Source organism: Pseudomonas sp. NFACC16-2, from assembly GCF_900119205.1.
Lineage (GTDB): Bacteria > Pseudomonadota > Gammaproteobacteria > Pseudomonadales > Pseudomonadaceae > Aquipseudomonas > Aquipseudomonas fluorescens_Q.
In genome coordinates this window covers 282,414-295,735 of the sequence record NZ_FPIX01000002.1, presented here as the reverse complement: position 1 = coordinate 295,735, position 13,322 = coordinate 282,414, and the positions used below count along the sequence as shown (strand labels likewise).

The 13,322-nt window shown below is 61.5% G+C and carries 12 protein-coding genes; 9 read left to right on the top strand and 3 right to left on the bottom strand.

Annotated features, from left to right (window positions below; genetic code table 11):
- Positions 1 to 586: 586 nt before the first annotated feature.
- Positions 587 to 2,080 (bottom strand): CoA-acylating methylmalonate-semialdehyde dehydrogenase, encoded by a 1,494-nt coding sequence (locus BT116_RS04395; protein ID WP_063323076.1) that lies wholly within the window; start codon positions 2,078 to 2,080, stop codon positions 587 to 589.
- A gap of 72 nt (positions 2,081 to 2,152) precedes the next feature.
- Positions 2,153 to 3,502, bottom strand: a complete 1,350-nt coding sequence (locus tag BT116_RS04390) for an omega-aminotransferase AptA (protein ID WP_072340403.1) — start codon at positions 3,500 to 3,502, stop codon at positions 2,153 to 2,155.
- A 122-nt stretch (positions 3,503 to 3,624) separates the two neighbouring features.
- Here BT116_RS04390 and BT116_RS04385 point away from each other — a divergent pair, with 122 nt between their 5' ends.
- The 6 genes from BT116_RS04385 to BT116_RS04360 all read left to right on the top strand — a co-directional run bounded on the left by BT116_RS04385 (position 3,625) and on the right by BT116_RS04360 (position 10,118).
- Entirely contained in the window at positions 3,625 to 4,545 is a 921-nt protein-coding gene (locus BT116_RS04385) for a LysR family transcriptional regulator (protein WP_072340383.1), read from the top strand.
- A 201-nt stretch (positions 4,546 to 4,746) separates the two neighbouring features.
- Positions 4,747 to 5,397, top strand: coding sequence for a TetR/AcrR family transcriptional regulator (locus tag BT116_RS04380; RefSeq protein WP_018605108.1), 651 nt, complete (start codon positions 4,747 to 4,749; stop codon positions 5,395 to 5,397).
- A 7-nt stretch (positions 5,398 to 5,404) separates the two neighbouring features.
- Positions 5,405 to 5,986 carry an IMPACT family protein gene (locus tag BT116_RS04375; RefSeq protein WP_072340380.1) on the top strand — a complete coding sequence of 194 codons (582 nt, stop codon included), beginning with the start codon at positions 5,405 to 5,407 and terminating at the stop codon, positions 5,984 to 5,986.
- A gap of 533 nt (positions 5,987 to 6,519) precedes the next feature.
- Positions 6,520 to 8,073 (top strand): ABC transporter ATP-binding protein, encoded by a 1,554-nt coding sequence (locus tag BT116_RS04370; protein ID WP_072340377.1) that lies wholly within the window; start codon positions 6,520 to 6,522, stop codon positions 8,071 to 8,073.
- A gap of 12 nt (positions 8,074 to 8,085) precedes the next feature.
- On the top strand, positions 8,086 to 9,192 hold the full coding sequence (locus BT116_RS04365; protein WP_003197504.1) for an ABC transporter permease: 1,107 nt from the start codon (positions 8,086 to 8,088) through the stop codon (positions 9,190 to 9,192).
- Positions 9,192 to 10,118: an ABC transporter permease gene (locus BT116_RS04360; RefSeq protein ID WP_072340374.1), complete on the top strand. Its 927-nt coding sequence runs from the start codon at positions 9,192 to 9,194 to the stop codon at positions 10,116 to 10,118. Before BT116_RS04365 ends, BT116_RS04360 begins: the two co-directional genes overlap by 1 nt.
- 52 nt (positions 10,119 to 10,170) lie before the next feature.
- On the opposite strand, the gene BT116_RS04355 is transcribed toward BT116_RS04360, so the two are convergent.
- On the bottom strand, positions 10,171 to 10,608 hold the full coding sequence (locus tag BT116_RS04355; RefSeq protein ID WP_072340371.1) for a hypothetical protein: 438 nt from the start codon (positions 10,606 to 10,608) through the stop codon (positions 10,171 to 10,173).
- An 82-nt stretch (positions 10,609 to 10,690) separates the two neighbouring features.
- Between BT116_RS04355 and BT116_RS04350 the strand changes: the two genes are divergently transcribed.
- From BT116_RS04350 to BT116_RS04340, 3 genes are all read left to right on the top strand, one after another.
- Positions 10,691 to 11,041, top strand: a complete 351-nt coding sequence (locus BT116_RS04350) for a MerR family transcriptional regulator (protein WP_072340357.1) — start codon at positions 10,691 to 10,693, stop codon at positions 11,039 to 11,041.
- 25 nt (positions 11,042 to 11,066) lie between these two features.
- Complete coding sequence (locus tag BT116_RS04345; protein WP_072340354.1) at positions 11,067 to 11,753, top strand: SDR family oxidoreductase; 687 nt, start codon at positions 11,067 to 11,069, stop codon at positions 11,751 to 11,753.
- Positions 11,754 to 11,939: 186 nt separating this feature from the next.
- The gene (locus BT116_RS04340) at positions 11,940 to 13,298 is read left to right on the top strand and encodes an 8-oxoguanine deaminase (RefSeq protein ID WP_072340351.1); all 1,359 of its coding nucleotides are present in this window, start codon (positions 11,940 to 11,942) and stop codon (positions 13,296 to 13,298) included.
- Positions 13,299 to 13,322 lie beyond the last annotated feature (24 nt).

Genomic DNA, 13,322 nt, shown 5'->3' with positions numbered 1-13,322 from the left:
GTTACATCTTTGATTTCTCGCGGAGTAACTTGTGATGCTGATAATCTGTTGACTAGCAGTCTGACTCCACAAGCACCCACACGAATTGCTTGATTCAGTTGTTAAAGAGCGGTTGGCTGAGTCTTTCGTCTCAACCGAGGCGCGCATTCTACAGCGCCCCGTGTATCTGTCAAGCGGTTATTTTCAGAAATTTTCAAAGTTTCGCTTCGGAAACCTCAACAACTTCAACCACTTGCGCTTCCGATCTCTCGTTAGCGGGAGGCGAATTCTACAGCGTTACTCGCTGCTGTCAACACCTCTTTTTCACCGCTTTCGACCGAGAAGATCGAACCGCCGATAGAGCCAAACAACACCGCTCTACCTGCTCCCTCCGGACTTCGATGAACTGAAGCCCTGCACCTTCGAAACCTGCTTAACTCATTGAATCTCAAGGAGTTTTACGTTTCGACTGCGCCGGAAGTGGGGCGAATTATAGACTTCCAGAATCTGCCGTCAACACCTATTTTCACAATTCTGTCACATCAGTCAAAAAGCCCCGCAAACACAGAGGCCGGCGCCCTAGGGCGCCGGCCTCTTCACTTACCGGTTACAAGCTGGGGAACGCAAACTGCGAAGCCTCATGGCTGGCACGCTGCGGCCAACGCTGGGTAATCGCTTTGCGACGGGTATAGAAACGCACGCCGTCCGGGCCGTAGGCGTGCAGGTCGCCGAACAGTGAGCGCTTCCAGCCGCCAAAGCTGTGATAGGCAACCGGCACCGGTAATGGAACGTTGACGCCCACCATGCCGACTTCGATCTCATCGCAGAACAACCGCGCCGCCTCGCCATCGCGCGTAAAGATGCAGGTGCCGTTGCCATACTCATGATCGTTGATCAACTGCATCGCCTCTTCCAGGCTGTTGACCCGGACGATGCACAGCACCGGCCCAAAGATCTCTTCCTTATAGATGCGCATCTCGGGGGTCACACGATCGAACAGGCAGCCACCGAGGAAGAAGCCCTCCTCATGACCCGTCACACTCAAGCCGCGACCATCGACAATCAGCGAGGCACCCGCCGCCACACCCTCTTCTATATAGCCACTGACCTTGTCCCGGTGCTGACCGGTCACCAACGGCCCCATGTCCAGCCCGCAAGACGTGCCAGCGCCGATTTTCAGCGCCTTGATCTGCGGCACCAGCTTGGACACCAGCGCATCCGCCACCTGGTCGCCGACACACACCGCCACCGAAATCGCCATGCAGCGTTCACCGCACGAACCGTACGCCGCGCCCATCAGTGCGCTGACGGCATTGTCCAGGTCGGCATCCGGCATCAGCACCGCATGGTTCTTCGCCCCGCCCAGTGCCTGGACGCGTTTGCCACGCCGCGTGCCCTCGGCATAGATGTATTCGGCAATCGGTGTCGAACCGACAAAACTCAATGCCTTCACTTCCGGCGCTTCGATCAGTGCATCCACGGCGGCCTTGTCGCCATGCACAACGCTCAACACACCTTTGGGCAAACCGGCTTCCAACAGCAACTGGGCGATCAGCAATGTCGAACTTGGGTCGCGCTCGGATGGTTTGAGGATGAAGCAGTTACCGCAAACGATCGCCAGCGGATACATCCACAGCGGCACCATCGCCGGAAAGTTGAACGGCGTGATGCCCGCCACCACGCCCAGAGGCTGAAAGTCTGACCAGGCGTCGATGTTCGGTCCTACGTTACGGCTGTATTCGCCCTTCAGGATCTCCGGCGCTGCGCAGGCGAATTCGACGTTCTCGATGCCACGCTTGAGCTCACCGGCCGCGTCTTCCAGTGTCTTGCCGTGTTCTTCACTGATCAACTGGGCGATACGCGACTCGTTTTGCTCCAGCAATTGCTTGAAACGAAACATCACCTGCGCACGCTTGGCCGCAGGTGTATTGCGCCAGGCCGGGAAAGCCGCCTTCGCAGCGTCGATGGCCTGCTGGATGGTCGCGCGATCAGCCAACGGTACTTTATGGATGGCCTGGCCAGTGGAAGGGTTGAACACATCGGCGGTGCGAGCGCTGTCGCTCAGCAGTTCGCCATTGATCAAATGCGGGATGAGGCTCATGGGGGACTCCGGAATTATTCACAGGCGCCCATGACCGGACGCCCGTTATCGAAAGCTATAGAGAAGGACGCATCAGTCGAGCTTGTTCAGCACTTCACCGACAGCGTCGAACAGGCGATCCAGGTCCTGCGGCTTGCTGTTGAACGTCGGCCCGAACTGCAGGGTGTCGCCGCCGAACCGCACATAGAACCCGGCTTTCCACAACGCCATGCCGGCCTCGAATGGACGCACGATGGCATCGCCGTCGCGCCCGGCAATCTGGATCGCGCCGGCCAGGCCATAGTTGCGAATATCAATGACGTTCTTCGCGCCCTTCAAGCCGTGCAACGCATTCTCGAAATGCGGGGCAATTTCGGCCACGCTCTGTACCAGGTTTTCCTTCTGCAGCAGGTCCAGCGCCGCCAGGCCCGCCGCGCAGGCCACTGGGTGCGCCGAGTAGGTGTAGCCGTGGGGAAACTCCACCGCGTACTCAGGCGTCGGCTGGTTCATGAACGTCTGGTAGATCTCGGAGCTGGCAATCACCGCCCCCATGGGGATCGCGCCATTGGTGACTTGCTTGGCGATGCACATCAGGTCCGGGGTCACACCAAAGCTGTCGGCACCGAACATCGAACCGGTGCGGCCAAAACCGGTGATCACTTCGTCGAACACCAGCAGGATGTTGTGCTGGTCGCAGATTTCCCGCAGACGCTTGAGATAACCCTCTGGCGGAACCAGCACGCCGGCCGACCCGGCCATCGGTTCGACAAACACCGCAGCGATGTTGGAAGCATCGTGCAGCTCGATCAGCTTCAACAGCTCATCGGCCAAGGTGATGCCACCCTCTTTTGGCATGCCACGGGAATAGGCATTGCTGGCCAGCAAGGTGTGCGGCAAGTGGTCGACGTCCATCATGGCCTGGCCGAACAGTTTGCGGTTGCCGCTGACACCGCCGAGGCTGGTGCCCGCGATGTTCACGCCGTGATAGCCACGAGCACGACCAATCATCTTGGTCTTGGTCGCCTGCCCCTTGAGACGCCAGTAGGCGCGGACCATCTTCACCGCGGTATCGGCGCACTCGGAGCCGGAGTCGGTAAAGAACACATGATTGAGATTGCCCGGGGTCAGGCTGGTGATTTTTTCCGCCAGTTGGAACGACAGCGGATGGCCGTACTGGAACCCCGGCGAGTAATCGAGGGTGCCCAGCTGCTTGGCGACCGCTTCCTGGATTTCCTTGCGGGTATGTCCGGCGCCGCATGTCCACAGGCCCGACAACGAGTCGTACACCTTGCGCCCCTTGTCATCCACTAGCCAACTGCCTTCGGCAGCGACGATCAGGCGTGGATCGCGCTGGAAATTGCGGTTGGCGGTGTAAGGCATCCAGTGGGCATCCAGCTTGAGCTGGCTGGCCAGGGAACCGGCAGCGTGTTCGGGCATGTTCATCGACAAAACCTCGCAGGTCATAAGCGACAGGGGATCGAAAGCGTTCTTGCAGCTAAGTTGCCACGACGATAAAGTCGGTGAAATCCAACTTTTGTAACCTTCAGTCGGCGGATCACTAAACTATGAGCGCTCGTCGTCCCGATCCACTGGCCCAGGTCAGCGACTTTGATATTCGCCTGCTGCGCATTTTCCGCAGCGTGGTGGAATGTGGTGGTTTCTCCGCGGCGGAAACCGTGCTTGGCATCGGCCGGTCGGCCATCAGCCAGCAGATGAGCGACCTCGAACAACGTCTCGGCCTGCGCCTGTGCCAACGCGGGCGCGCGGGCTTTTCCCTGACCGAGGAAGGTCGTGAGGTGTATCAATCGGCGTTGCAGCTATTGAGCGCACTGGAAAGCTTTCGCACCGAGGTTAACGGCTTGCACCAGCATCTGCGCGGTGAACTGACCATCGGCCTGACCGACAACCTGGTCACCCTGCCCCACATGCGCATCACCCACGCTTTGGCGCAATTGAAGGAACGCGGGCCCGACGTGCAGATCCAGATTCGCATGATCGCCCCCAACGAAGTCGAGCAAGGCGTGCTCGACGGGCGTTTGCATGTCGGCGTAGTTCCCCAGGCCAGTGCCCTGTCCGGGCTGGAATATCAACCGCTGTACAGTGAACGATCGCTGCTGTATTGCGCGGTCGGGCATCCGCTGTTTTATGTCGATGACCTGCAACTTGAGGACGCTCGCCTCAACAGCCAGGACGCCATCGCGCCGACCTTCCGCCTGCCAGCCGACATACAGGCCCATTACCAGGCGCTCAATTGCACCGCGAGCGCATCGGACCGCGAAGGCATGGCGTTCCTGATCCTCACCGGACGCTACATCGGTTACTTGCCCGATCACTACGCCAGCCTCTGGGTCCAGCAAGGTCGGCTGCGGGCCTTGAAGCCCTCGGCACGTTTCTATGACCTGAGCCTGGCGTCGGTCACCCGCAAGGGGCGTCGGCCTCATCTGGTGCTGGAGAGTTTTCTCGAAAGCCTCGCAGCCACCCGTTAACCCTTTTGCTCTTTGTGGGAGCGAGCTTGCTCGCGATAGCGGTGATTCAGTCAATAAAGATGTGACGGATCCTCTGCTATCGCGAGCAAGCTCGCTCCCACAGGTGTTTAGTCGGGCTTTTAGTGTGATGGCACTTGTCGGATTGATGCCGGTGCGCTATCAACGCATTTGCTTGCCCACAGACCCAGCTCGGAAACGCTCATGACCTTTGAAGTCCCTGCCCACGGTGGCAAGCCCACCAGTCGCATTCGTCAAAAGAACGAAGAGACGATCCTCAAGGCTGCCGAAGATGAATTCGCCCGTCACGGGTTCAAAGGCACCAGCATGAATGCCATCGCCCTGAAGGCCGGGCTGCCCAAGGCGAACCTACATTATTACTTCACCAATAAACTCGGGTTGTACGTGGCGGTGCTGAGCAACATCATCGAATTGTGGGACAGCACCTTCAACACCCTCACCGCCGAGGATGATCCGGCCGAAGCCTTGACCCGCTATATCCGCGCCAAGATGGAGTTCTCTCGTCGCCAACCCCAGGCGTCGCGGTTGTTTGCCATGGAAGTGATCAGCGGTGGCGAATGCCTGAGCGAGTATTTCAACCAGGATTATCGCGCCTGGTTCAATGGTCGGGCGGCCGTATTCCAAGCCTGGATCGATGCCGGCAAGATGGACCCGATCGACCCGGTTCACCTCATTTTCCTGTTGTGGGGCAGTACCCAGCATTACGCCGACTTCGCCACCCAGATCTGTCGCGTGACCGGTCGCAGCAAGTTGACCAAGCAGGACATGGTCGAGGCTGGCGATAACCTGATCCGCATCATTCTCAAGGGCTGCGGCCTGACACCTGCCCTCTAAGATCGCCATGGCCTTTACCCTTGCCGGCTTTTGCGAATACCGCGAAGAAATTCGCAAAAGCCGCTTCATCACGTTCGCCGCGCCCATCAGCAGCCCCGCCGACGCCCAGGCCTTTATCGACCAGCACAGCGACCTGAATGCCTCGCACAATTGCTGGGCCTGGAAACTCGGCGACCAATACCGCAGCAACGACGATGGCGAGCCGGGAGGCACCGCCGGGCGGCCGATCCTGGCCGCGATCGAAGCACAAGCCTGCGATCAGGTCGCGGTGCTGGTGATCCGCTGGTACGGCGGGATTCAACTGGGCACAGGCGGGCTGGCCCGGGCTTATGGCGGCGGCGCGAACAAATGCCTGCAAAACGCCGAGAAAATCGAATTGATCAGTCGCGTGGCGTTGCGCTGTTCCTGCGGATTCGCCGAACTGGCCCTGGTGAAACTGCGCGTTGCCGAATGCGGCGGGTTGGTCAATGAAGAACGCTTTACGGCCAATGGCGTGGACCTTCAACTGGCCGTGGGTGAAGCGCAGATCGAAACATTGCAAACGCACCTGGCCGACCTGAGCCGTGGCCGGATTCTGCTGGCACGTTGAGATCAAATCTGCGACCTTTCAGGGCGCCCGCAATCGTTCAACTTGCCCACATCCACTGTGGGCCCGACTGTGGATAACCTGAGCAAATCCCTCTGTAACCCTTCTGTCATGCGGGTTTCAGAGAGTTGCTCATTTTTCAGCCAAAGTCCCGTCTAACCGACAAATCCATCCACAAAACAAACGCTTGCGGCGGTTTATCACCTTTAGAAGAAAGCCCCGCAGTGCTTATGCCTGAGTTTCCGGCTTGCACACAATAACTGTGGAGCAACCTGTGGATAACCCGTTCATGGCTCCTGCTACCCCAAGAAGGGCATGGCTCGCAGCCGCTTGCTCAATTTTTAACCACCCATTTCAGGGCAAACCGATGCCTGCGCAAAACTTGCGCGCTCCAAGCCGGTGCAGAATTTTCCTATGGCAGATGCCCAGGCTACCTGCAAAGAGCCTTGGCGGCGCGGGCCGAGGCCATTTCCTGACCTGATGGCCAGGAAATTGCTTTATCCACAGGCATTCCTGTCCATCGGCCCGAGCCTGTCATGTCCAACCCCGATTCCATCGCGCGCCTGCAATTGCGCAACATCAGCAAACGCTACCCCGGTTGCCTGGCCAACGACGCCATCGACCTGAGCATCCAACCCGGCGAGATCCACGCCCTGCTCGGGGAAAACGGTGCGGGTAAAAGCACCCTGATGAAGATTATCTACGGCGTCACCCCTGCCGATTCGGGCGAGGTGATCTGGCAAGGCCAGCGCGTCAACCTGCGCAACCCGGCCCAGGCCCGCAGCCTGGGAATCGGCATGGTGTTCCAGCATTTCTCGCTGTTCGAAACGCTCACCGTTGCGCAAAACATTGCCCTGGCAATGGGCGCGGCAGCCGGTACGCCGGCGCAGCTGGAACCCCGGATCCGCGAGGTTTCCCGGCGCTACGGCATGGCGCTGGAGCCGCAGCGGCTGGTCCACAGCCTGTCGATTGGCGAGCGGCAACGGGTGGAAATCATTCGCTGCCTGATGCAGGACATTCGCCTGTTGATTCTCGACGAACCGACTTCGGTGCTCACGCCCGTTGAAGCCGAAGAACTGTTCGTGACCCTGCGCCGGCTGGCGAGCGAGGGCTGCAGCATCTTGTTTATCAGCCACAAGCTTGGGGAAGTGCGAGCGTTGTGCCACAGCGCCACGGTGCTGCGCGCAGGACGGGTGTCGGGGCATTGCACCCCGGCGCATTGCTCGGACCGGGAGTTGGCGCAACTGATGGTCGGCGAAGCGGCCGGGCTGATCACGGATTATCCCAAGGTCAGCGCCGACAAAGCCTTCCTGCAGATCAACAAGCTGTCGTGGCACAACCCAGACCCGTTCGGCTGCTCGTTGCGGGAGATCGACCTGGAGGTGCGCAGCGGCGAAATCGTCGGCATCGCCGGGGTGGCGGGCAATGGTCAGGACGAATGGCTGGCGTTGCTCAGCGGAGAGACTCCGCTTGCCCGCCCGCAAGGCGAAACGATCCGATTCGACGGGCAACCCGTGGCTCATCTACGCCCCGACGCCCGTCGTCGGCTCGGGCTGGCATTTGTCCCCGCCGAGCGCCTGGGCCATGGCGCCGTGCCGCAATTGAGCCTGGCGGATAACGCCTTGCTCAGCGCTTTCCAACAGGGCCTGGTCAGCCACGGACTGATTCGCCGCAGCAAGGTCGAACACCTGGCCGAGGAGATCATCCGTCGCTTTGGCGTGAAGACACGCGACACCAAAACCCCGGCGCGCAGCCTTTCGGGGGGCAACCTGCAGAAATTCATTCTCGGTCGGGAAATCCTGCAACAGCCAAAGCTGCTGGTGGCCGCTCACCCGACCTGGGGCGTGGACGTCGGCGCGGCGGCGACCATCCATCGCGCCCTGATCGCCCTGCGCGATGCGGGCGCGGCGATTCTGGTGATCTCCGAAGACCTCGACGAACTGTTCCAGATCAGCGATCGCCTCGGCGCCTTGTGCGGCGGGCGTCTGTCGGCCTTGAGCCCCACCGTCGAGACCCGTCTCAGTGACGTCGGCGGCTGGATGGCCGGCCAGTTCGACGCCCCTCGATCCCCTGCTCCCGCACCGGTTTAAACGGAGTTCTACATGCTGCTTTCTCTCGAACCACGCGGCCAACAATCGCGCCTGATGCTCTGGTGCTCGCCGCTACTGGCCGCCGTGTTGACCCTGGCCTGTGGCTCGCTACTGTTTATCGCCCTGGGGCACGACCCGCTGCAAACGCTGTACACCCTGTTGATCGCCCCGATCAGCGATCTGTACGGCGTGTCCGAATGGCTGGTCAAGACCTTGCCGATCCTGCTCTGCGCCCTCGGCCTGGCCGTGGCCTATCAGGCGCGAATCTGGAACATCGGCGCTGAAGGCCAGCTGTTGCTGGGCGCCTTGGCCGGCAGTGCCTTGGCGGTGAACATCATCGACATGCAAAGCCGCTGGGCACTGGTGCTGATCCTGCTGACCGGCACCCTGGCCGGTGCCGCCTGGGCCGGGCTCACGGCGTGGCTGCGCACGCGCTTCAATGCCAATGAAATCCTCACCAGCATCATGCTCAATTACATCGCCCTGAACCTGCTGCTGTTTTGCGTTCACGGACCGTTGAAAGACCCAGCGGGTTTCAATTTCCCGGAGTCGGCGATGTTCGGCGAGGCCAGTCGCCTGCCGTTGCTGCTGGAAGATGGTCGGGTCCATGCCGGGCTATATTTCGCCCTGCTGGCGCTGGTGGCGGTGTGGGTGTTGCTGCAGAAAAGCTTCGTCGGCTTTCAAATCAAGGTGCTGGGCCTCGATGCTCGCGCCGCCGGTTTCGCCGGTTTTCGCCAGAAGCCGCTGGTGTGGCTGGCGCTGTTGATCAGCGGGGCGCTGGCCGGGTTGGCCGGTGTCTGCGAAGTGACCGGGCCGATCGGCCAGCTGGTGCCGCAGGTGTCGCCGGGCTATGGCTATGCGGCGATTACCGTGGCGTTCCTGGGACGGCTCAATCCCATCGGCATTCTGTTTTCCAGCCTGTTGATGGCGTTGCTGTATATCGGCGGCGAGAGCGCGCAGATGTCGCTGAACCTTCCCCAGGCAATCACCCAACTGTTCCAGGGAATGATGCTGTTTTTCCTGTTGGCCTGCGACGTGCTGATCCTGTACCGGCCACGCCTGAACCTGCGCTGGGCCCGGCGCACCCGAACCACCGCCGTACAGGCAGGAGCGCTGTGATGGATATCGACCTGTTGAGTAATATTTTCTACGCCATGGTGCGCTGCGGCACACCCCTGCTGCTGGTGGCCCTGGGTGAATTGGTCTGCGAGAAAAGCGGCGTCCTCAACCTGGGCCAGGAAGGCATGATGCTGTTCGGTGCGGTGATCGGTTTTATCGTCGCGTTCAACAGCGGCAATCTGTGGCTCGGCGTGCTGCTAGCGATGGCTGCCGGCATGCTGTTGTCGGCGTTGTTCGCGTTGGTGGCGCTGGTATTCAACGCCAATCAGGTGGCCACCGGGCTGGCGTTGACGATTTTCGGCGTGGGCCTGTCGAGTTTTGTCGGCGCGGCCTGGGTCGGCAAACCACTGGCGGGGTTCGAGCCGCTGGCGATTCCCTACTTGAGTGACATTCCCTTGATCGGGCGGATGCTGTTTGCCCAGGATCTGCTGGTTTACCTGTCCTTCGCCCTGTTTGCCCTGGTGGCGTGGGTGATCATGAAAAGTCGCGCCGGGCTGATCATCCAGGCCGTCGGCGAGAACCCCGACGCCGCCAGTGCCATGGGCCTGCCGGTGTTAAGGGTGCGGACCCTGGCGGTGCTGTTCGGCGGCGCCATGGCCGGGTTGGCCGGCGCCTATCTGTCGCTGGCCTACACGCCGATGTGGGCCGAGAACATGAGCGCCGGGCGCGGCTGGATCGCCCTGGCGCTGGTGGTGTTCGCCAGTTGGCGGGTGTGGCGCCTGCTGCTGGGCGCCTACCTGTTCGGCCTCGCCAGCATCCTGCACCTGGTGGCCCAGGGCTTGGGGCTGGCGATTCCATCGAGCTTGCTGGCGATGTTGCCGTATGCCGCAACCATTGTGGTGCTGGTGCTGTTATCCCGGGACGCTGTGCGCACCCGACTGTATGCGCCGGTGTCCTTGGGGCAACCTTGGCAGTCGGGGCACTGAGGTACACCCGTGGCGAGGGAGCTTGCTCCCGCTGGGGCGCGCAGCGTCCCTCCTAGGAAGGCGACTGCTGCGCAGTCGAGCGGGAGCAAGCTCCCTCGCCACGGATGGGCAGTACCTGCATGACGCCCCACACCACCTCCAAAAACAGGAACACCCACAACACCGCACTGGCCCCATGAAGCAGCGCATACAGCATCCAGGCGGCAAACAGAAACCGCCCCGTCGCGTCAAAACGCCCATACAGCGGCTGCGGATCCCGAATCCGCAGCACCGCCCACACGCAGACAATCGAGCCCAGCAGATTCACCATCAGCACATGCGCCGGCGCAAACGGCGGCAGTTCTCCAGGCAGGTCGAATAGCTGAGCCAAGCTCATCAACACACCATGCAGCGCCGCAAAGCTCCACGGCGTGGCCAGCACGGCCGACACGATAAGGTCGTACCAGGCGCTGCCGCGCACCACCTGGCGATACTGCATCGAATTCCACATACACTTTGCTCCAGATAATTGGGGAGCGAAAAGGCTAAAGCCTGGGGTATGCTCCAAGGTCAAGCCCCTTGCGGAGTCATCCATGCGTATCGGTGAATTAGCCCAAGCCTGCGCCGTCAGTCGAGACACCCTGCGCTTCTACGAGGAGCGGGGCCTGATCGCGGCCGCGCGCAGTGCCAATGGCTATCGCGACTACCCCGCCGACGTGGTCCAACTGGTGCTCTATATCAAGACCGCCCAACGCCTGGGCTTTACCCTGGGCGAGATCGGCGCCAGCGTCGCCGCCCTGTGGAACGCCCCCGACCCGGACTGCGCCGTGACGCAATTGCTGCAAGACAAACTGAACCTGATCGAAACCCGTATGACCGAACTCGACGCGTTGCGTCACGAGCTGAAACAACGGCTCGGGCAACGCTGTCCATTAAATCCATGACCTTTTTCTTTCAAGGATGCCTCTCATGAATTCGGCAAGAAACGCATTGATCATCGGCGCCTCCCGGGGCCTGGGCCTTGGTCTGGTGAAGACCCTGCTCAGCGATGGCTGGAACGTGACCGCCACCGTGCGCAACCCGCAGAACGCAGAGGCTTTGAGGGCGCTGGGCCCGGTGCGGATCGAAAGACTCGACATGGACGACCAGCAAGCGGTCATCGCCCTGAGCCAACAACTCAAGGGCGAAACCTTCGACCTGCTGTTCGTCAACGCCGGCGTCAAGGGTCCGGACAACCAGAGCCCAGGCGGCGCGACGCTGGCCGAAGTCGGCCAGTTGTTCTTCACCAACGCCGTGGCGCCGATCAACCTGGCCCAGCGCTTCGTGGGCCAGATCCGCGACGGCAGCGGCGTGCTGGCGTTCATGAGCTCGGTGCTGGGCAGCGTGACCATGCCCGACGCCCCGGAACTGGCGCTGTACAAGGCCAGCAAGGCGGCGCTCAATTCCATGACCAACAGCTTCGTCAGCCAACTGGGCGAGCTGGCATTGACCGTGCTGTCGCTACACCCGGGCTGGGTCAAGACCGACATGGGCGGTGAAGGGGCGGACATCGATGTCGAAACCAGTACCCGTGGGTTGATTGACCAGGTCAACGCCTTCGCCGGCCAGGGCGGGCATCACTTCGTCAACTACAAGGGCGAAACGATTCCCTGGTAACCCCACCTTTCCTTTGTGGGAGCGAGCTTGCTCGCTCCCACAGGGGTCTCGACCTGACACTGGATCTGCGCCCGATAACCTGAGTAAACTCCGCACCTCGCCCCGTCCAACGGGCGACCCTGGATCAGCAGACAGGGCATCACTGAGCTGGCTAACCTGAACCCACTTTCAGAGGAGCCGGCCACCATGCCTGCGACCCGTACCTGGTTAAAAAATCCCCTCGCCATTTTTACCGCCAACGACCTCGATGCCCGTGGCGGCCTCGTCCTGCTGGACGGTGTGATCGTCGAACTGCTGAGCGCCGGCCAGCAACCCGCCCAGCCCTGTGACGACATCTTCGATGCACGTGAGCATGTGATCCTGCCGGGGTTGATCAACACCCACCATCACTTCTACCAAACCCTGACCCGCGCCTGGGCGCCGGTGGTGAACCAGCCGTTGTTTCCCTGGCTGAAGACCCTCTACCCGGTGTGGGCGCGGCTGACCCCGGAAAAACTTGCCCTGGCCAGCAAAGTGGCCTTGGCCGAGTTGCTGCTGTCAGGCTGCACCACGGCGGCCGACCACCATTACCTGTTCCCCGAAGGCCTGGAAAATGCCATCGACGTGCAGGTTCAGAGTGTTCGTGAACTGGGCATGCGCGCGATGCTGACCCGCGGTTCCATGAGCCTGGGCGAGGCCGACGGTGGCTTGCCGCCGCAGCAGACCGTGCAGCAGGGCCAGGTGATTCTCGACGACAGCCAGCGCTTGATCAGCCAATACCACGAGCGCGGTGACGGCGCCCGGATCCAGATTGCCCTGGCGCCCTGCTCACCGTTTTCGGTCACCCCCGAGATCATGCAGGCCAGCGCCGAGCTGGCGGAGCAACTCGACGTGCGCCTGCACACACACCTGGCCGAGACCCTCGATGAAGAGGACTTTTGCCTGCAACGCTTCGGCCTGCGCACCGTCGATTACCTGGACAGCGTCGGCTGGCTCGGACCGCGCACCTGGCTGGCCCATGGGATTCATTTCAACCCGGATGAAATCGTCCGCCTCGGCACCGCCGGCACCGGCATCTGTCACTGCCCAAGTTCGAACATGCGCCTGGCCTCGGGCATTTGCCCGACCCTGGACCTGACCGCCGTCGGCGCTCCCGTGGGCCTGGGGGTAGACGGTTCGGCATCCAACGATGCTTCGAACATGATCCTCGAAACCCGCCAGGCGCTGTACATCCAGCGCCTGCGCTATGGCGCGCAAGCGATCACGCCGGAACGCGTACTGGGCTGGGCGACCCGGGGCTCGGCACAACTGCTCGGGCGCGGCGATATCGGCGAACTGGCGGTGGGCAAGCAGGCCGACCTGGCGCTGTTCAAGCTTGATGAGCTGCGCTTTTCCGGCAGCCACGACCCGATCTCGGCCCTGCTGCTGTGCGGTGCGGATCGGGCGGATCGGGTGATGATCGGCGGGCACTGGCGAGTGATCGACGGGCAGGTCGAAGGGTTGGACTTGAAGGGTCTGATTGCCGATCACAGCCAGGCGGCGCGGGAACTGATCGCCGGAGCCTGATCCAGCCAAAATCCCCGGTGGGAG